We start from the raw sequence: 18,646 nt of genomic DNA on the forward strand, positions 1-18,646 counted from the left end.
GTTAGTCGGTCAGCTGGCGCGGCAGCTTGAAGACCATGTTCTCTTCGGTGGCGGTTATCACCTCCTCGTCGACCAGCCGCCAGTCGCACAGCCGGTCGACCACTTCGCGGACCAGCTTTTCGGGTGCCGAGGCGCCTGCCGTGAGTCCGATGGTGCCAACCCCCTCAAGCCATGCCGGATCGATCTCGTCGGCGCGCTGGATCAGCCGGGCATTGGTCCCGAGCCGTTCGGCAACCTCGACGAGACGCAGCGAGTTGGAAGAGTTCGGCGCCCCGATCACCAGCACCAGGTCGCACTTCGCGGCGATCTGTTTGACCGCGGCCTGGCGATTGCTGGTGGCGTAGCAGATGTCTTCCGCCTTGGGCGCGATGATCTGCGGGAAGCGGGCTTCGAGCGCATTGATGATGTCGCGCGTGTCGTCCACCGATAGCGTCGTCTGCGAAAGATAGGAAAGATCATCGGTGGGCGCGAAATCGAGTGTCGCCACATCGTCGATCGTTTCGACCAGCGTGATCCGGCCTTCGGGCACCTGGCCCATCGTCCCGATCACCTCGGGATGGCCCGCATGGCCGATGAACAGGATGTGCTGGCCCTTTTCGATCTGGCGTTCGGCCTGGCGGTGGACCTTGCTCACCAGCGGGCAGGTCGCATCGACATACAGCATCTTGCGCCGCTCGGCCTCGGCCGGGATCGTCTTGGGCACCCCGTGTGCGCTGAAGACCACCGGTGCATCGTCGGGCACTTCGTCCAGTTCCTCGACGAAGATCGCGCCCTTGGCCTTGAGGCTGTCGACCACATAGCGATTGTGCACGATTTCGTGCCGGACATAGACCGGTGCGCCGTATTTCTGCAGCGCGCGCTCGACGATCTCGATCGCGCGGTCGACGCCTGCGCAAAAGCCGCGCGGCGCAGCGATGAGGAGCTTGAGCGGCTGGCGCGGGTCGCTGCCGGGCGAACTGGGCGGGGATTGAAAGGGGGCGTTCATGTCCCGCCCTCTAGCGCTTTCGTGCAGGCCAAGCTAGGGCATCCCGCAGCCCGCCGGGCTACGATTTCGAATGACCGCAAAAGGGAATTTAGCCGCATGACCATCCGTAACCGTCTTCTTCCCGCGCTTGCCCTTGGCCTGGCGTTGGCCGGTTGCGCCAGGGAAGGCGACCTGATTGTCGACCAAGGCGTCGGCATTTCCGCGGTTCGCAGCACTTGCCCGGCGGTCGGCATCCCCGATTACACGGGCGATATCACTACTTTCCGCACTGCGGGGGCGACCACCATGGCCGATCTCGACGTGACCGCGGCAATCACCAATCTGCGCTCCACCTGCAATGAAGAAGCGGGCGACCGGGTCTATACGGAAGCGAGCTTCGACGTCGTTGCGCGCCGCAGCGATACGCGCGGCAGCCGCACGGTCACGCTGCCCTATTTCTCCACCGTGCTGCGCGGCGGTTCGTCGGTCGTCACCAAGCGCGTCGGCAATGTCACGCTGCAATTCGCCGACGGGCAGGAGCGCGCGCAGGCACGCGGCACCGCCGGCGCCTATGTCAATCGCGCCGATGCCACGCTGCCCGCCGAAATCCGCGAGCAGATCACGCGCAAGCGCGAACCCGGCGATCCCGATGCTGCGCTCGATCCGCTGGCCGATCCGGCGGTGCGTGCCGCGGTGCAGCGCGCGACCTTCGAACTGCTGGTCGGTTTCCAGCTGACCGAAGCGCAGCTGCGCTACAACGCCACGCGCTAGCAGCGCTCGCGTCTTGCCATTTTGCGCCGATAGGCTAGGCGCGCGGCATGGCTGACATGCAGACACTTCACGCGGCTTTTGCGGCCCGGATCGATGCCGTTCTCAACGCTCTCGAAATGGAGGGCGTACTGCCCGCGGATACGCCGCGCGCCAATGTGACCGTGGAACCGCCGCGCGATCCCTCGCACGGCGATCTGGCGACCAATGCCGCGATGGTGCTGGCCAAGCAGGCCAAGACCAATCCGCGCGCGCTGGCCGAGAAGATCGTCGAGCATCTGCAGCGTGAACCCGACATCGACGCCGCCGAAATCGCCGGTCCCGGCTTTATCAATCTGCGCCTGTCGCCCGATGCGTGGCGCCGCGAACTGCTGGCGATCGCCGCCCAGGGCGACGACTATGGCCGCTCGGCACTGGGCGACGGGCGGACGGTCAATGTCGAATATGTCTCCGCCAATCCGACCGGCCCGATGCATATGGGCCATTGCCGCGGTGCGGTCGTCGGCGATGCGCTGTGCGGCCTGCTTGAATGGGCGGGCTACCGGGTCGTGCGCGAGTATTACGTGAATGATGCCGGGGGGCAGGTCGATGTCCTCGCCCGCTCGGCGCATCTGCGCTACCGCGAGGCGCTGGGCGACGATATCGGTGCCATTCCCGAAGGGCTGTATCCCGGCGATTATCTCAAGCCGGTTGGCGTGCGGCTCGCGCAGGAGTTCGGCCCCGCCTACAAGGATGCTGCCGAAAGCGAATGGCTCGGCCTGTTCCGCGAGCGTTCGGTCGCCGCGATGATGGAAATGATCCGCGCCGATCTCGCCTTGCTCGGCATCCATCACGACCTGTTTTCATCGGAAGCCGAATTGCAGGCGGCGAAGAAGCCCGAAGCAGCCGAGGCGTGGCTGCGCGAGAAGGGCCTCGTCTATGACGGCGTGCTCGAAGCGCCCAAGGGCAAGGCGCCGCCCGAGGACTGGGAGCCGGTCGAACTGCCGCTGTTCCGCTCGACCGAGTTTGGCGACGACCAGGACCGCCCGATCAAGAAGTCGAATGGCGCCTGGACCTATTTCGGGGCCGATCTCGCCTATCATTTCCAGAAGGCCGAAAAGGCCGACGCGCTGATCGACATCTGGGGCGCCGACCATGCCGGGACGGTCAAGCGGATCCGCGCGGCGGTCGCGGCGCTGACCAAGGGCGCGGGGCGCGATGTGCCGTTCGACGTCAAGCTGGTGCAGATGGTCAAATTGCTGCGCGATGGCGAACCGGTGAAGATGTCCAAGCGCTCGGGCACTTTCGTCACGCTGGCCGAAGTGGTCGATGAAGTGGGCAAGGATGTCGTGCGCTTCACCATGCTCACGCGCAAGCCCGACGCGCAGATGGAGTTCGACTTCGCCAAGGTGGTCGAGGCGTCGAAGGACAATCCGGTCTTTTACCTCCAATATGCCAATGCGCGGATCCATTCGACGCTGCGCAAGGCGGGTGTGAAGCCGAGCGACGAACATCTCGACCGGCTGGGCGACGACGAACTGGCGCTGGTGCGCGAAGCGGCGCAATTTCCGCGCGTGGTCGAAGCCGCGGCCAAGGCGCGCGAGCCGCACCGTATCGCGTTTTTCCTCGGCGACCTGGCCGCTGCCTTCCACAGCTTCTGGAATACGGGTAATGACGATCCGGCAAAACGGATCATTCAGGAAGGCGACGCCGAACTGACCGCCGCGCGCCTGTTCCTGGCGGCGCAGGTCGGGCAGGTAATCCGCAACGGCCTCGCCATCCTGGGGGTCGAAGCGGTCGAGGAGATGTGAGCATGGTGGGATCGACACCGTATGACATGGGCGGGGATCGCGGGGCCGAGGACCAGCTCGACCTTGCCGAAGACGACAGCCTGCCCTGGCTCGAGGCGGCCGAGGACGATGACCACGCCGCGGGTTTCGATACCTCGCGCCTGATCCTGCTCGGCGTACTCGCACTGGTGCTGCTCGGCGCGGTTGTCGGCGGTATCTGGTTCCTGACCAACCGGGCCTCGGACGAACCCGAACCCGATGGCAGCGTGATCGCGGCCCCCGAAGAACCCTACAAGACCAAACCGGAAGACCCGGGCGGCAAGACGTTTGCCGGCACCGGCGACACCAGTTTCGCGGTGGGCGAGGGGCAGACGCGCGAAGGCAAGCTGGCCGAGAGCACCACCACACCGCCGGTCGATGCGGGCACGTCCTCCGGTCCGACCATTGCCTCGACGGTCAACGAAGGCACCCGCGCGACCCCGGTGGCGGGCACTTCGGTGCAGGTCGGCGCCTATCCGCGCCGCGCCGATGCCGAAGCGGCGTGGTCGAACCTGATGCGGCAGACCGAAGCGCTCAACGGCGTCAGCCACCGCGTGGTCGAGGCACAGGTCGATATCGGCACGGTCTATCGCCTGCAGGCGATCACGGGCGACCGCGCCAGCGCAAGCCGGTTATGCGCCGCGCTCAAGGCGGACGGGCTCGCCTGTTTCGTCAAATAGGCGCGTCTCGAATCTGATTTCCACACCTCCCGCAGGGGCTTAGCTTGCGGGACTCGGGCCAAGGTTCCACTTTCCGGCGATGACACCCGCCATTTTCGGCATCTCCGGTCTCGAACTAACGGCCGACGAGCGCGCCTTCTTCACCGAGGCGGACCCTGCGGGTTACATCCTGTTTGCGCGCAATTGCGCCGATGGTACGCAGCTGCGCAGGCTGACGGACGATCTGCGCGCGATCCACGGACGCAAGCATCTGATCGTCTCGATCGACCAGGAAGGCGGGCGTGTCGCGCGGATGAAACCGCCCGAATGGCAGCGCTATCCGGCGGGCGAAGCGTTCGCGCGGCTTTGGGATATCGCGCCCGCTTCGGCGATCGAGGCCGCGCGCGCGAATGCCGAAGCGATGGGGCGCGAGCTGGCCGAGATGGGAATCACGGTCGATTATCACGCCCCGTTCGATGTGCGCCGCCCCGAAACCGACGATGTGATCGGCGACCGCGCGTTGGGCAGCGATCCCTTGCAGGTGGCGGCGCTGGGCCGCGCGGTGCTCGACGGGATGGGCCGCGCAGGCGTGGTCGGCTGCCTCAAGCACATGCCGGGGCATGGCCGCGCGACCTGCGACACGCATAAGGAACTGCCCGTCGTCACCGCGAGCAACGCCGAGCTCGAAGTCGATATCGAACCCTTCCGCACGCTGGCAGCGCATCCTCTGGGCATGAGCGCGCATATCGTGTTCGAAGCGTGGGATGCCGAAGCGCCCGCCACGCTGTCGCGGATGGTCATAAACGATGTGATCCGCGGCAGGATCGGCTTCGATGGCCTGCTTTTGTCCGACGATATCGATATGGAAGCGCTCGACGGCACGATCCCCGAACGCGCCGAGCGCGCCCTCGCAGCGGGCTGCGATATCGTGCTCAACTGCTGGGCGAAGATGGCCGACCAGCAAGCCATCGCCGGACTTGGCGGGACGCTGGCGGAAAAATCCGCCGCGCGGCTCGACCGCGTCCATGCGGCAATGCGGGCACCGCAGGACGGGCCCGAGACTGCCGAACTGCTGGCCAAGCGCGATGCGCTGCTCGCGCTCGCGGAGGAGCCCGCGGCGTGACCAGCGACGGACTGCTCTTCGCCGATCCGGCCGATGACGCTCAGGAAGAGTGGGACGGGATTGCCGCCGAGGCGCCGGTCGACGAGAACACGCTCTATCTCGAGCTCGATGGGTGGGAAGGGCCGCTCGACCTGTTGCTCGACCTCGCACGGCGGCAGAAGGTCGACCTGCGCTCGATTTCGATCCTCTCGCTGGTTGATCAGTATCTCGGCTATATCGACCAGGCAGAGGCGCTGAAGCTCGAACTGGCCGCCGACTATCTCGTGATGGCCGCGTGGCTGGCCTATCTCAAATCGGCCATGCTTCTGCCCAAGGAAGAGCAGGAAGATCCCAGCCCCGAGGAACTGGCGCTCAAGCTGCAATTGCGGCTCCAGCGGCTCGGCGCGATGCGCGATGCGGCGGCGCGGCTGATGGGCGGCGACCGGATCGGGCGCGACGTTTTCCTGCGCGGCACGCCCGAGGGGCTGGAAATTGCGCGCAAGACCTTGTGGCACTGCGACCAGTTCGCGCTGATCGAGGCCTATGGACGCGTGAAGGCGCGCACGGCGCCCGCCATCCACATGGTGCGCGAACGCCCCGTGATGACGCTCGAATCGGCGCTCGACCGGGTTTCCAACATGCTCGGGGTGACGCTCGACTGGATGGAATTGCGCGATTTCCTTCCGCCGCATGCCGAGCCGCGGCTCAAACGTTCGGCGCTGGCCTCGAGCTTTGTCGCCGCGCTCGAACTGGCGCGGCTGGGCCGGGCCGAATTGCAACAGGAGGATACCTTCGGACCGCTCCACCTGCGGCGGGTGCCCGCCTGATGGACGAGCTCGCCCGCGCCGTCGAAGCCGCGCTGTTCGCGGCGGAGGAACCGATGACGGCCGAGGCGCTGGCGGGATTTCTCGGCGGCGCTGCAGTGGGCGATGTGCGCGAGGCGCTGCGCAGCGTGGCGGCGGATTACGAGAAGCGCGGCGTGCATCTGGTCGAACGCGCGAAGCGCTGGCATTTCGAAACCGCACCCGATCTGGCGCATCTGCTGCGGCGCGAGAAGGAACAGGTGCGCCGCCTCAGCCGCGCCGCCACCGAAGTGCTCGCGATCATCGCCTATCACGAGCCGGTCAGCCGCGCGGAGATCGAATCGATCCGCGGTGTGCAGACCAGCGGCGGGACGCTCGACGTGCTGATGGAAGCGGGATGGGTGAAGATCGCAGGCAGGCGCGAGGTTCCGGGACGGCCGACGATCTACGCGACGACCCCCGATTTCCTCGACCATTTCGGCCTTTCGAGCCGCCGCGACCTGCCCGGAATCGCGGAATTGCGCGCTACGGGACTGCTCGACCCCGTCGACGATGCCTATGAAGAACTGATCGGCGAGGAGGGCACCGAAGAGGGGCAGAGCGCCGCCGAAGAGGTTGATGAGCCTGCCGACGAAGCCTGACTGGCGCTAACCCGCCGCAACGCCTATATTCGGTGCCAAGCAATCTGAAAGAGAAGGTCCCATGGGTCTCAGTGTCTGGCAGCTCGCCATCATCGCCGTCGTCGTCCTCGTCCTGTTCGGCCGGGGTCGCATTTCCGAAATGATGGGTGATTTCGGCAAGGGCATCAAAAGCTTCAAGCAAGGCATGAACGAGGAAGAAGCGCCCGCGAAGCAGCTTGGGCATGACGCCAAGCCGGCCGACGAGGGGCTGACCCCCGACCAGGTCAAGCAGACCTCCGACACCAAGTGATCCGCTAGCGGGCGGAGGCAGGCCATGTTCGATATCGGCGCCAGCGAATTGCTGGTGATCGTCATTGTGGCGATCCTCGTGATCGGCCCCAGTGACATGCCAAAAGCGCTGAAACATGCCGGTCGCTGGATCGGCAAGCTGCGCCGCATGTCGAGCCATTTCCGCGCCGGGCTGGACGAGGTCGTCCGCCAGGCCGAGATCGAGGAAATGGAAGAGAAGTGGGCCGCGCGCAACAAGCAGATCATGGCCGAATATCCCGATGGTTCGACCCCCGAAGGGGGCGGGCCCGAGAACCTGCTGCCGGGCGAAATGGAACCGCTTGCCGCGGCCGATGACGTGCCCGATGCGGATGCCGCCGCCGAAGCCGCGATCAAGCGCGCCGCGCCGGTGAAGGCACCCGAACATGCGGACGACCCGTCGTCCCCGCCGCCACTTGCTCCACCCCCGGGCAAGGACGGCTGAGATGGCGGTGATCAAGGATATCGACGAGAGCCAGGCCCCGCTGCTCGATCATCTGATCGAACTGCGCGCGCGGCTGGTCCGCTGCGTGCTGGCGCTGGCGCTGGCCTTTGGCGGGTGCCTCTATTTCGCCGATCCGATCCTCGGCTTCCTGATCCAGCCGCTCAAGAACGCCTTTCCCGCAGGCGAGGGGCAGCTGATCTTCACCAAGCTCTACGAAGTGTTCTTCGTCGAACTGAAGGTCGCGCTGTTTGCCGGCTTCTGCCTGAGCTTCCCGGTCATCGCCAACCAGCTGTGGGCGTTCGTCGCGCCGGGGCTTTATGCGAAGGAAAAGAAGGCCTTCCTGCCCTTCCTGCTGGCCACGCCGGTGCTGTTCCTGTTGGGCGCCTCGCTGGCCTATTACGTCGTCATGCCGACCGCTTTCGAATGGTTCCTCGGCTTCGAGGGGACGGCCGGCGGGCTCGAGATCCAGGCGCTGCCGACCGCGAACGAATATCTCGGGCTGGTGATGCAGTTCATCCTCGCTTTCGGGATGAGCTTCCTGCTGCCCGTTCTGTTGTTGCTGCTGCACCGCGCGGGCATCGTCACGCGCGCGCAACTGGTATCCGCGCGGCGCTATGTGATCGTGCTGATCGTTGCCGTGGCAGCGATCATCACGCCGCCCGACCCGGGATCGCAGCTGCTGCTGGCCGTCCCGCTGCTGCTGCTGTTCGAAGGCTCGCTGCTGCTGATGCGGCTGACCGAAAAGCGCCGCAAGGCGGAAGACGAGCAGGCCGAGGAAACTCAGTCGGCGTCGTAAACCTTACGCCCGCCGACCCAGGTCTCGAGCACCTTGGTGGCGCGCAATTCGCCGGGTGAGGCGAGCATCGGGTCGCGGTCGATCAGTACGAAATCGGCGCGTTCGCCGGGCAGTAGCCGGCCGAAGCGGCCTTCCGCGAAACCGGCATAGGCCGCTTCGCTGGTGAAACCGGCCAGCGCCTGTTCGCGATTGACCCGGTCCTGCGCGCGCCAGCCGCCGAAAGGCTCGCCAGCGGCATCCATCCGCGTCACCGCGGCGGCCAGACCGGCGAAGGGATCGGGCGATTCCACCGGGGCGTCCGAGCCGAAGGCCAGCCTGCCGCCAAGCCCGAGGATGGTGTTCCAGGCATAGGCGCCGTCGAGGCGATCGGCGCCCAGCCGGGCTTCGGCCATCACGCGGTCGCTGGTCTGGTGGACCGGCTGCATCGAGGCGATGATGCCGTGCTGCCCGAATTTGGGCAGGTCGACCGGATCGACGATCTGCGCATGCTCGATCCGCCAGCGGCGATCGCCGGGGAAGCTTTCGGCCAGCTCGGCAATCGCGTTGAGCGCGTCTTCATTGGCGGCAGTGCCGATCGCATGGATCGCGGGCTGGAAATTGCCCTGTGCGGCGCGCACGAGGATGTTGCGCAGCTTGGCCGGGCCGGTCAGCGGCAGGCCGGTATTGCCCGGGTCGTCGGCATAGGGCCGCTTGAGCCACGCCCCGCGGCTGCCCAATGCGCCATCGAGGTAGATCTTGACCCCGTTCAGCCGCAGCTTGTCGTCATAGAGCCACGGCGAAGGACGTGCGCCCGCGATCAGCTCCATCTGGTCCGGACCCGCAGCATAGGCCATGATGCGCAGCGTCAGCGCGCCCGTGTCCCCTGCGCGGCGGAACGCCTGCCAGTCCTCGATCGATGTGCCCATGTCGGCCACGGCGGTGATCCCGAAACTGTGCAGCACCTTCTGCGCCTCGGCAAAGGCGAGATCGCGCTCGTTGGGGCGCGGTGCGGGGATCGCGCGCATCATCAGCGCTTCGGCGGCATCGACGAATACGCCCGCGGGGGCTTGCGAACCGGGGATCCGTTCGACCCGCCCGCCCGCCGGGCTCTTGGTGTTCGCGTCGATGCCTGCTGCCTGCATTGCGAGGCTGTTGGCCCAACCGGCATGGCCGTCGACCCGCTGGAGATAGACCGGACGGTCGGATACCGCGCGGTCGAGTTCGGCGGCGGTCGGGAACCGGCCAAGGCCCCATTTCTCCTGATTCCAGCCGCGCCCGAGAATCCACGGCCGGGCCTCGTTTTCGGCGGCGAACCGGCGGATCTTGTCGAGCGCCTCTTCGAGCGAAGTGGTGTCCGACAGGTCGAGCGTCAGCGCGCCGATCCCGATCCCCATGACATGGGCATGCGCATCGACCAGCCCCGGGATCATCACCGCGCCTTCGCCGTCTTCGCGGTAATCGGTCTGTGGCTTCTTGTCCTTGGCGGAAAGGATCTGCGCGACCTTGCCGTCGTCGTCGATGACCAGTGCGGTGAAGCGCTGGATCGTGCCGTCTTCACCGATGGTCAGGCCTTCGACATTGTCGATCAGCACATCGGCCTGCGCCGGTGCGGCGAGCGTCAGGGCGATCATGGCGGCGAGGAATTTGCGTGTCATTTCACTGCGGTCCCGTCTCGAATTCGATGGTTCGCGATAAGGCAAAGCTTGGTTGAGGCAAACCCTTTCGGCGATTGCGCCCTGTGGCCGCGCGCCGTAGGGGCGAAGGATGACAAAGGCATCTCCCGTGCGGGCCGCAACCAAGGCCACCGACCTCCTCACCCTCGACGATGTCCGCGCTGCTGCGGCGCGGATCGAAGGCGCGGTGGTCCGCACGCCGATGCTGCGCTCGCAGACCTTGTCGGAAATTACCGGGGCCGACATCTGGCTCAAGTTCGAGAACCACCAGTTCACCGCGGCCTATAAGGAACGCGGCGCGCTCAATGCGCTACTGCATCTCGACGAGGAGCAGCGCGCACGCGGCGTCATCGCCGCCTCGGCGGGCAATCACTCGCAGGGGCTGAGCTATCATGGCCGCCGTCTGGGCGTGCCGGTGACCATCGTGATGCCCGAAACCACGCCCAGCGTGAAAGTGATGCAGACGCAGAGCGTTGGCGGTGATGTTGTCCTGTTCGGCGAAACCTTCGACGAGGCCTATGCCCATGCGCTCGAACTGGAGCAGGAACGCGGTCTTACCTTCGTCCACCCCTTCGACGATCCGCTGGTCGCTGCGGGGCAGGGCACGGTGGCGCTCGAAATGCTGGCCGAAAAGGACGATTTCGATTGCCTCGTCGTGCCGATCGGCGGCGGCGGGCTGATGAGCGGGATGGCAACGGTGGCCAAGGCGCTCAAGCCCGCGATCGAAATGGTCGGGGTGCAGGCGGAGCTTTACCCCTCGATGTATTCCGCCGTCACCGGTGATGATCGCCCCTGCGGGGGCGATACGCTGGCCGAAGGGATCGCGGTCAAGGCGCCGGGTGCATTCACCCGCCAGATCATTGCCGAGCTGGTCGACGAGGTTCTGCTGGTCAAGGAATCCACGCTCGAACATTCGGTGTCGCTGCTGCTGCAGATCGAGAAGACGGTGGTCGAAGGGGCGGGCGCGGCAGGGCTGGCCGCGGTCCTGTCCAACCCGGAGAAATTCGCCGGCAAGACCATCGGCCTGGTGCTGTGCGGCGGCAATATCGACACCCGCCTGCTGGCCAATGTGCTGCTGCGCGATCTCGCGCGGTCGGGCCGCCTGGCGCGGTTGCAGGTCGTCTTGCAGGATCGCCCCGGCGCGCTGTTCAAGGTGATGCGCGAATTCAACGCGCATAACGTCAATATCATCGAGATCTATCACCAGCGCATCTTCACCACGCTGCCGGCCAAGGGGCTGACCGCCGAGATCGAATGCGAAGCGCGCGATGGCGAGCAGATCGACCGGCTGGTGCGCAACCTGCGCGACAAAGGCTACACCGTAGAACTGGCCGAACTGGCCTGATCTAGGTCGCGGGTCAGCGCTGGGCACGGCCCGATTTCCCAGTCTCCAAGGGACCGTTCGACGGGCGGTTTGCGCTTTTCATGGTTAAGAGGGTTTTAACCAGAGACCCGCTCTGTCATTAATGTCTGCGACAGGTAAGGAATTGTTAACCTCTGAGAGGATGCAACCCAAAGTGACCGCACCGATTCGCTTCCCCCGCTTCTTCGTGACCAGCCCTGCGCCGTGTCCGTATCTGCCGGGCAAGAGCGAGCGTAAGGTCTTTACCGAATTGCGCGGCGACAATGCCGATGAGCTGAACGAAGCGCTCGGACGGATCGGCTTCCGTCGCAGCCAGACCGTCGCCTACCGCCCATCCTGCCTCGATTGCCAGGCCTGCGTCTCGGTGCGGGTGGTAGCAGACGAGTTCAAGCCGTCCTCGTCACAGAAGCGCACGCTCAAGGCCAATGACGATCTGATCGCCACTGAATGCCGTCCATGGGCAACTGCGGAACAATTCGAGCTGTTGCAGAGTTACCTTGCAGCCCGCCACCCCGGTGGCGGGATGACGCAGATGGAGGAAAGTGACTTTGCCGACATGGTGGAACACACCAGTGTCACCAGCTATGTCATTGAATATCGGGAGCCGGGCATCGGCACCGAACCGGGCCGCCTCGTGGGGGCGTGCCTAACAGATTATCAGGGTGACGGGCTGTCGATGATCTACAGCTTCTACAACTCTGAGCATGGGGATCGCGCCGGGCTTGGGAACTACATTATCCTCGACCACATTCGCCGTGCGGCCGCCAGCGGCCTGCCCTACGTCTATCTCGGCTATTGGGTCGATGGGGCTGAGCGGATGCAATACAAAGTCCGCTATCGCCCGCTCGAACGGCTTACCCGTGGCGGATGGGAGCGCATGTCCGATGACGAGCAGAAGCGCCTCATCGCCGCTGCTACCGCCCCGCGCACCAGCCGCCGCGACGAAGCGCTGCCGGCCAAGGACGGGCTCGCGGCCGAGTACCGGATTGCCGACTGACCTGGCGCGTCACGCGCTGGCTAGCTGTCTTGCCGCGATTGCAATCGCGGGCGTCCAGCCGCTCGCGGCGCAGGATGCCGATGCTCCGCCTTCGCTCGAAGACCTAATCCCCGACAGCGCGGTTAGCGATCCCGAGGCCTGGGCGCAGCAGGGCACTGACGCGCCTACCGAGATTGCCGTGGAAGACACCGCGAGCGACCTCCGGGCAGAGACCGCGGTCTCCGAAATTCCGGGCATGTCGGTGGCATGGCCCGAAGATGTCGTCTTCGAACCGCTCGAGCCGCTCGAACCCGAAACCGATATCGTCTTTGCCGACCTGCTGGCCGATGTGCCGCAGATCGCTTTCGACGAAGCGGATCTGGAAGAACTGTCCGATACGCTGGTGCTGGGCTTCCCGCAGAAGGAACCGCCGTTCAGCGAGCGCGGGGATTTCATCGACCGGTTCGAGGCGCTTTCGACGATCGAGGAGCTCGACGATGGCGACGAGAATGTCGCCCAGCTTGCCGCACGCGCGCGCAAGGACGAGGAACTGCTGCGCACGCTGCTGCGCGTCTATGGCTATTACGATGGCGAGATCGTCCGCACCATCGCCACGCGCGATGCGGGCGAGGAGGCGGCCGACCAGCGCCCGCGCGTACGCTTCGATGTCATCCCGGGCCCCCGCTACACCTATGGCGCGATTGCGCTGGGCGATCTGGCCGCCGCGCCCGATGCCGGCGATCTGCGCGACGCCTTCGAAATCCGCCCGGGCGATTATCTCCAGTCCGACGATATCCTCGCCGAACGGTTCGATCTCGACCGCGCTCTGGGCGAGACCGGTTACGCCTTTGCCGAGATCGACAATCCCGAATTGCTGATTGATCACGAGCGGGTCGAGGGTGACCTGACGATGCCGGTCCGCCCGAACGGCAAATACGTCTTCGGCGAAGTGGTCAGCAGCGACGAGGCGTTTCTCTCCAGCCGCCATCTCGCGAGCATCGCGCGGTTCGATGCGGGCGATGTCTATCAGCGCAGCCTCGCCTTCGACCTGCGCCGCGCGGTGACCGCCACGGGGCTGGTATCGACCGTCGGCGTCGAAGCGCGCGAAGTGTCGCCGCCGCAGGGTGACGAACCCGGCGTGGTGGCGATGGACGTGACGCTCGAACGCGCCAAGCTGCGGACGATCGCGGGCGCGATCGGCTATGGCTCCGAAGAGGGCGTGCGTATCCAGGCAAGCTGGGAGCATCGCAATTTCTTCCCGCCCGAAGGCGCGCTGCGGCTGCGCGGCATCCTCGGCACGCGCGAACAGCTGGCCGGGGTGACCTTCCGCAAGAACAATTTCGGCGGCCGCGACAAGGTGCTCACCGTCGATGCCTATGCCTCCAGCATCGATACCACCGCCTATGATGCGCGCACGGTGGCGCTGACCGGGACCTATGAACGCACCTCGACGCTATTGTTCCAGAAACCGCTCGCCTGGGGCATCGGCGCCGAAGTGCTTGCGACCGACGAACGTAACCGCATCGTCGATGGCGTGGCGCGGCCCCGCCAGACCTATTTCGTCGCCTCGCTGTTCGGCCGAGCGACGATCGATACCAGCGACTCGCTGCTCGACCCGACGCGCGGGTTCCGGGTGACCGGGTTCCTCGCCCCGGAAACCTCGCGCACCGAGGGCGAGCAGTATTATTACCTGCGTAACCGCGTTGACGGCGCGTTCTACCAGTCGGTCGGCGCGCGCACGGTGATCGCGGCGCGCGGCGCCTTCGCCAGCATCCAGGGCGCCGACCTCGTCGGCATCGCGCCCTCGCGGCGGCTCTATGCGGGCGGCGGGGGCTCGGTGCGCGGCTATGGCTATCAGGCGATCGGACCCAAGAACGAATTCATGGAGCCGACCGGCGGGCGCAGCCTGGTCGAAGCCTCGCTCGAGGCGCGGATCGGGACCGGCTTCTTCGATGGCGCGGTTTCGGTCGTGCCGTTCTTCGATCTGGGCAGCGTGTCGACCTCGACCACGCCCGATTTCGCCGAGATCAAGATGGGCGCGGGCATAGGCTTGCGGTATGCGACCGGCTTCGGCCCGATCCGGTTCGACGTGGGTATACCGCTCAATCCCGAACCCGAAGACTCCGCGGTCGGGGTCTATATCTCGCTCGGACAGGCCTTCTGATGAGCGAGGACGCGTTGCGCGAAACCGAGCCCGCCGCCCGCCGCCGGCCGCGTGGTGGCAAGTGGCTGCTGGGCATTATCGGCGCGCTGGTGCTGCTGATTGCCGGCGCGCTGGCTGTGCTCAACACCCCGCTGGGCGAACGTTTCCTTGCCAACCGGATCGCCGAGCGGACCTTCCCCAATGGACTGAACGTCCAGATCGGGCGGATCGAGGGCAATCTCTACGGCGCGGCGGTGCTGCACGATGTGCGGCTGTCCGACCCGCGGGGCGTATTCCTGACGATCCCGCGCGCGGAGGTCGACTGGAACCCCGGCGCATGGCTTTCGAACCGGCTGGAGATCGACACCTTCGCCGCGCGCCGCGCGACGCTGGCGCGGATCCCCGAATTTCTGCCCAGCGAGGAAGAAGGGCCGATCCTGCCCGGTTTCGACATCGCGGTGGAAGACTTCACGATCGACCGGCTTACGCTCGCACCCGGCATTGCCGGGGATCAGGCGCAGCGGGTCGATCTGAGCGGGAACGCGACGGTCAGCGACAGGCGCCTGCTGCTCGACGTGGACGGCGCGCTGGGCGAGCGTGATCGGTTGGCGCTACTGCTCGACGCCGAACCCGATGGCGACGATTTCGATCTCTCCTTCGATCTTGCCGCGGCCGAAGATGGCCCGCTGGCAGCATTGGCAGGCCTCGACCGCGCCTATACCGCGCGGCTGCGCGGGGATGGAACCTGGTCGCAGTGGACCGGCGGGCTGCTGGTGCGCAGCGAGAACGAGCGTGTGGCGGCCATGCGCGTTACCAACCAGGCGGGCCGCTTCGGCCTGCTGGGCAAGTTCGATCCGTCCGATTTCCTCTCCGGTATCCCCGCGCGAGCGCTGGGCGATGATGTCGCGCTGAAAGCCGATCTGGCGATCGACGACCGCGCTTTCGATGGCCGGACGACCCTGATCGGGCGCGGGCTGAGCCTCGATGCAGATGGACTTGTCGACCTCGCAGCCAACCGCGCCGAGGACCTGGAACTCGTCGTCCGCGTGCGCGATCCGAATGTGCTGGGCGAGGGCATGGCGCTCCGCGACACGCGCCTTTCGGCCACGCTCGACGGCGCATTCAGCGATCTGGCGGTGGTCCACGATTTGCGCATCGGCGAACTCGACCTCGAAGGCACCGTGCTGGCAGGGCTTCGGCAACAGGGCACTGCGCGGTATGACGGGACGCGCTGGACGCTGCCGCTCGATGTCGCGGTCGCAAAGGTCACCAGCGGCAATGCCTGGGTCGATCCGCGACTGGTCGACGGCGTGGGCCGCGGCACTCTGGTGCTCAGCGGTTCGACGCTGCTGTCCGACGATCTGAGCGTGGCCTTTCCCGGCACTTCGGCCAACCTTGCGCTGCGCGGCGATCTGGCGAGCGGTCGTTACGAGCTGCGCGGTCCGGTCCGCGCGGAGCGGCTTGCGCTCGACAATGTCGGTACGCTGGGCGGAACCGCCGTGATCGACTTCGTGCTGGCTTCGGGGGCGCCGTGGCGGCTGGCAGCCGATCTCGACGCGCGGATCGCGCCGGTAACCAATGCTACGCTGGCCAATCTCGCCGGGACACCGATCCGCGTGCGCGGCGGTGTCGCGGTCGGCGGCAATGCGCCGCTCGATTTCAACCGTTTGCGCGTCGATGCCAGCAAGCTGAGCCTCGCGCTCGACGGCAGCGTCCGCGATGGCACCACCCAGGTGGCAGGCAGCGGCACGCATGTCGATTACGGCCCCTTCACCGTCGAAGCCAGCGTGACCGAAGCCGGGCCCAGCGCCGCGCTGGTCTTCGCCAGCCCCGCGACCGGGCTCGAGAATGTTCGCCTGACAATCGCGCCAAGCGAGGAAGGCTTTGCGATCGATACCGAGGGCGAGTCGCTCCTCGGGCCCTTCGCCGGACAGCTGGCGCTGCTGGCGCCCGAGGGCGGACCGACCCGGATCGCGATCGAAAGCATGCGCGTATCCGAAACGAATGTCACCGGCGGGCTGACGCTGGTCGATGGCGGCGCCGACGGAACGCTCGCCTTCGCCGGGGGCGGGCTCGACGGCACTGTCGCGCTGGCACCGCGTGGCGGCGGACAGGGGCTGGATATCGCTCTCAAGGCCCGCAATGCGCGCTTTGGCGGTGAGACGCCGCTGCGGATCGCACGCGCGGATATCGACGCCTCGGGGCTGATCCGTAAAGGCCATACGAGCTTTTCCGGCACAGGCACTGCGGTCGGGCTCTCCTATGGCACGCTGTTCATCGGACGGCTGGCGGCGCAGGGCGAGATCGAGAACGGCGTAGGCAGCGTCGATGCATCGCTTTCGGGGCGGCGCAGCGGCCGGTTCGTGCTCGATGTGAACGCGGGCATCCGCCCCGACCAGATCGCGCTGGCCGCACAGGGCGAGTTTGCCGGACACCGCATTTCCATGCCGCGCCGCGCGGTGCTCACCAGCCTCGACAATGGCGGGTGGCGTCTTGCGCTGACGCAATTGTCCTATGGCGATGGCGGGATGATTGCTTCGGGCAGCTTTGGCGGCGGCGATCTCGATTTCGACTTCAAGCTTGCACGCATGCCGCTGTCGCTGATCGATATCGTGCGGCCCGATACCGGGCTGGGCGGGATAATCTCGGGTACGGTGGAGTATCGCGTCGGTGCCAATCGGCTCCCCGTGAGCGATGCCAAGGTGAAGATCGACGGGCTGACCCGTTCGGGACTCGTGCTGACTTCGCGTCCGGTCAATGTGGCGCTGGTTGCGCGGTTGACCGAAAGCGAGCTCGAGGCCCGCGCACTGCTGCAGAATGAGGATATCCAGCGCGGCCGCGTACAGGCGCAGATCACTGGATTGCCTGCGCAGGGGATGCTGATCGACCGGCTGCGTGCCGGTAGCCTGCTGGCCCAATTGCGCTATCGCGGCGCGGCAGAAAGCCTGTGGCGGCTGGCGGCGCTCGACACCTTCGACATCACCGGCCCGATCGCGATCGCTGCCGATGCCAGCGGGACCTTGCAGGACCCCACCGTGCGCGGCTCGATCTCGGGCGACACGCTGCAATTGCGCAGCTCGCTGTCGGGCACCGACATTCGCGACATCACGCTGCGCGGGCGGTTCCGCGGATCGCGCCTGCAGATCGCGCGCTTTGCCGGCACTGCGGTGAACGGCGGCAGCGTGAGCGGCAGCGGGATCGTCGATCTGCGCACGCTGGGCGAAGCGGTGGAAGGCCGGGTGCTCGAAATCCGCGGGCCGATCATCGATCTGCGTGCCTCGGCGCGCAATGCCCGCCTGCTCGATACCGGCGGGGTCAGCGCCACCATCACCGGACCGCTGCGGATTGTTTCCAACGGGCTCGGCGGGACGATTGCGGGCCGCGTACGCGTCAATGAGGCAAGCTGGCGGCTGGGTACTGCATCGGACGATCTGCGCCTGCCGCAGATTGCCACGCGCGAGATCAACGCGCCCGCCAACCGCGCCCCGCAGGTCGCCCCGTCTCGGCCGTGGCGCTATCTGATCGATGCCACGGCGGCGAGCCGGATCAATGTCGATGGCATGGGTCTCGACAGCGAATGGTCGGCCGATGTGATCCTGCGCGGGACCACCGACGACCCCCGCATTGGCGGCAGCGCCGAAGTGGTGCGTGGCGACTACACCTTTGCCGGAACGCAATTCGAGCTGACCCGCGGCGAGATCGAATTCGATGCCAATGTGCCGGTCGATCCGCGGCTCGATATCGTGGCGGAGACCGAACGCGACGGATTGACCGTCGAAGCCACGGTGCAGGGCAGCGCGACCCAGCCCGAAATCGCCTTCAGCTCGAACCCCTCCTTGCCCGAAGAGGAATTGCTGGCGCGGCTACTGTTCGGCGGATCGGTCACCAGCCTGTCGGCCACCGATGCACTGCAATTGGGGGCGGCGGTTGCCAGCCTGCGCGGCGGCGGCGGGCTCGATCCGATCAACCAGCTGCGCAGCGCCATCGGCCTCGATCGCCTGCGGATCGTCAGCGCCGACCCGGCGCTGGGCCGCGGCACCGGCGTGGCGCTGGGCAAGAACTTCGGCCGGCGTTTCTATGCGGAGATCATCACCGACGGACGCGGATATAGCGCGACCGAGCTGGAGTTCCGAGTGACCAGCTGGCTATCGCTGCTGGCGGCGGTTTCGACGGTGGGCCGGGAAAGCGTGGTCGCGGAAATCAGTCGCGACTATTAGGCG

15 protein-coding genes are annotated in these 18,646 nt (G+C 66.4%); 13 read left to right on the top strand and 2 right to left on the bottom strand.

Annotated elements, in window-relative coordinates:
- Nucleotide 1: 1 nt before the first annotated feature.
- Nucleotides 2–985 carry a 4-hydroxy-3-methylbut-2-enyl diphosphate reductase gene (gene ispH / locus VWN43_RS02870; RefSeq protein ID WP_320180738.1) on the bottom strand — a complete coding sequence of 328 codons (984 nt, stop codon included), beginning with the start codon at nucleotides 983–985 and terminating at the stop codon, nucleotides 2–4.
- 96 nt (nucleotides 986–1,081) lie between these two features.
- On the opposite strand from ispH, the gene VWN43_RS02875 reads away from it, so the two are divergent.
- From VWN43_RS02875 to tatC, 9 genes are all read left to right on the top strand, one after another.
- Nucleotides 1,082–1,735 carry a hypothetical protein gene (locus VWN43_RS02875; protein ID WP_320180737.1) on the top strand — a complete coding sequence of 218 codons (654 nt, stop codon included), beginning with the start codon at nucleotides 1,082–1,084 and terminating at the stop codon, nucleotides 1,733–1,735.
- A 47-nt stretch (nucleotides 1,736–1,782) separates the two neighbouring features.
- The gene (argS, locus tag VWN43_RS02880; RefSeq protein WP_320180736.1) at nucleotides 1,783–3,522 is read left to right on the top strand and encodes an arginine--tRNA ligase; all 1,740 of its coding nucleotides are present in this window, start codon (nucleotides 1,783–1,785) and stop codon (nucleotides 3,520–3,522) included.
- A gap of 2 nt (nucleotides 3,523–3,524) precedes the next feature.
- Nucleotides 3,525–4,220 carry an SPOR domain-containing protein gene (locus tag VWN43_RS02885; protein ID WP_320180735.1) on the top strand — a complete coding sequence of 232 codons (696 nt, stop codon included), beginning with the start codon at nucleotides 3,525–3,527 and terminating at the stop codon, nucleotides 4,218–4,220.
- Between the two features lie 79 nt (nucleotides 4,221–4,299).
- Entirely contained in the window at nucleotides 4,300–5,322 is a 1,023-nt protein-coding gene (nagZ, locus tag VWN43_RS02890) for a beta-N-acetylhexosaminidase (RefSeq protein WP_320180734.1), read from the top strand.
- Entirely contained in the window at nucleotides 5,319–6,128 is an 810-nt protein-coding gene (locus VWN43_RS02895; RefSeq protein ID WP_253518300.1) for a segregation and condensation protein A, read from the top strand. The genes nagZ and VWN43_RS02895 overlap by 4 nt, the downstream gene beginning before the upstream one ends.
- Entirely contained in the window at nucleotides 6,128–6,745 is a 618-nt protein-coding gene (scpB, locus tag VWN43_RS02900) for an SMC-Scp complex subunit ScpB (protein WP_253518297.1), read from the top strand. The genes VWN43_RS02895 and scpB overlap by 1 nt, the downstream gene beginning before the upstream one ends.
- Nucleotides 6,746–6,806: 61 nt before the next feature.
- Nucleotides 6,807–7,034 (top strand): twin-arginine translocase TatA/TatE family subunit, encoded by a 228-nt coding sequence (locus VWN43_RS02905; RefSeq protein ID WP_253518294.1) that lies wholly within the window; start codon nucleotides 6,807–6,809, stop codon nucleotides 7,032–7,034.
- 24 nt (nucleotides 7,035–7,058) lie between these two features.
- Entirely contained in the window at nucleotides 7,059–7,496 is a 438-nt protein-coding gene (gene tatB, locus VWN43_RS02910; protein ID WP_320180733.1) for a Sec-independent protein translocase protein TatB, read from the top strand.
- Between the two features lies 1 nt (nucleotide 7,497).
- Nucleotides 7,498–8,292 (top strand): twin-arginine translocase subunit TatC, encoded by a 795-nt coding sequence (tatC, locus tag VWN43_RS02915; RefSeq protein WP_320180732.1) that lies wholly within the window; start codon nucleotides 7,498–7,500, stop codon nucleotides 8,290–8,292.
- Here tatC and VWN43_RS02920 read toward each other — a convergent pair.
- The gene (locus VWN43_RS02920) at nucleotides 8,277–9,926 is read right to left on the bottom strand and encodes an amidohydrolase (RefSeq protein WP_320180731.1); all 1,650 of its coding nucleotides are present in this window, start codon (nucleotides 9,924–9,926) and stop codon (nucleotides 8,277–8,279) included. The two genes, tatC and VWN43_RS02920, sit on opposite strands and share 16 nt — an antisense overlap.
- A gap of 109 nt (nucleotides 9,927–10,035) precedes the next feature.
- On the opposite strand from VWN43_RS02920, the gene VWN43_RS02925 reads away from it, so the two are divergent.
- The 4 genes from VWN43_RS02925 to VWN43_RS02940 all read left to right on the top strand — a co-directional run bounded on the left by VWN43_RS02925 (nucleotide 10,036) and on the right by VWN43_RS02940 (nucleotide 18,643).
- Nucleotides 10,036–11,289 (top strand): threonine ammonia-lyase, encoded by a 1,254-nt coding sequence (locus tag VWN43_RS02925; protein ID WP_320180730.1) that lies wholly within the window; start codon nucleotides 10,036–10,038, stop codon nucleotides 11,287–11,289.
- 172 nt (nucleotides 11,290–11,461) lie between these two features.
- Entirely contained in the window at nucleotides 11,462–12,304 is an 843-nt protein-coding gene (locus tag VWN43_RS02930; protein WP_253518262.1) for an arginyltransferase, read from the top strand.
- Nucleotides 12,294–14,447: an autotransporter assembly complex protein TamA gene (locus VWN43_RS02935; RefSeq protein WP_320180729.1), complete on the top strand. Its 2,154-nt coding sequence runs from the start codon at nucleotides 12,294–12,296 to the stop codon at nucleotides 14,445–14,447. Before VWN43_RS02930 ends, VWN43_RS02935 begins: the two co-directional genes overlap by 11 nt.
- A complete protein-coding gene (locus VWN43_RS02940; RefSeq protein WP_320180728.1) occupies nucleotides 14,447–18,643 on the top strand; it encodes a translocation/assembly module TamB domain-containing protein in 4,197 nt (1,398 codons plus the stop codon). The genes VWN43_RS02935 and VWN43_RS02940 overlap by 1 nt, the downstream gene beginning before the upstream one ends.
- Nucleotides 18,644–18,646: the final 3 nt, after the last annotated feature.

The organism is Qipengyuania sp. HL-TH1 (assembly GCF_036365825.1).
In the GTDB taxonomy this organism is placed as follows: Bacteria; Pseudomonadota; Alphaproteobacteria; order Sphingomonadales; family Sphingomonadaceae; genus Qipengyuania; species Qipengyuania profunda.

What these genes read in the sequence shown, in the direction of transcription:
- ispH (WP_320180738.1), bottom strand. Translation starts at nt 985, where the DNA reads ATGAACGCCCCCTTTCAATCCCCGCCCAGTTCGCCCGGCAGCGACCCG.
- VWN43_RS02875 (WP_320180737.1), top strand. Translation starts at nt 1,082, where the DNA reads ATGACCATCCGTAACCGTCTTCTTCCCGCGCTTGCCCTTGGCCTGGCG.
- argS (WP_320180736.1), top strand. Translation starts at nt 1,783, where the DNA reads ATGGCTGACATGCAGACACTTCACGCGGCTTTTGCGGCCCGGATCGAT.
- VWN43_RS02885 (WP_320180735.1), top strand. Translation starts at nt 3,525, where the DNA reads ATGGTGGGATCGACACCGTATGACATGGGCGGGGATCGCGGGGCCGAG.
- nagZ (WP_320180734.1), top strand. Translation starts at nt 4,300, where the DNA reads ATGACACCCGCCATTTTCGGCATCTCCGGTCTCGAACTAACGGCCGAC.
- scpB (WP_253518297.1), top strand. Translation starts at nt 6,128, where the DNA reads ATGGACGAGCTCGCCCGCGCCGTCGAAGCCGCGCTGTTCGCGGCGGAG.
- VWN43_RS02905 (WP_253518294.1), top strand. Translation starts at nt 6,807, where the DNA reads ATGGGTCTCAGTGTCTGGCAGCTCGCCATCATCGCCGTCGTCGTCCTC.
- tatB (WP_320180733.1), top strand. Translation starts at nt 7,059, where the DNA reads ATGTTCGATATCGGCGCCAGCGAATTGCTGGTGATCGTCATTGTGGCG.
- tatC (WP_320180732.1), top strand. Translation starts at nt 7,498, where the DNA reads ATGGCGGTGATCAAGGATATCGACGAGAGCCAGGCCCCGCTGCTCGAT.
- VWN43_RS02920 (WP_320180731.1), bottom strand. Translation starts at nt 9,926, where the DNA reads ATGACACGCAAATTCCTCGCCGCCATGATCGCCCTGACGCTCGCCGCA.
- VWN43_RS02925 (WP_320180730.1), top strand. Translation starts at nt 10,036, where the DNA reads ATGACAAAGGCATCTCCCGTGCGGGCCGCAACCAAGGCCACCGACCTC.
- VWN43_RS02940 (WP_320180728.1), top strand. Translation starts at nt 14,447, where the DNA reads ATGAGCGAGGACGCGTTGCGCGAAACCGAGCCCGCCGCCCGCCGCCGG.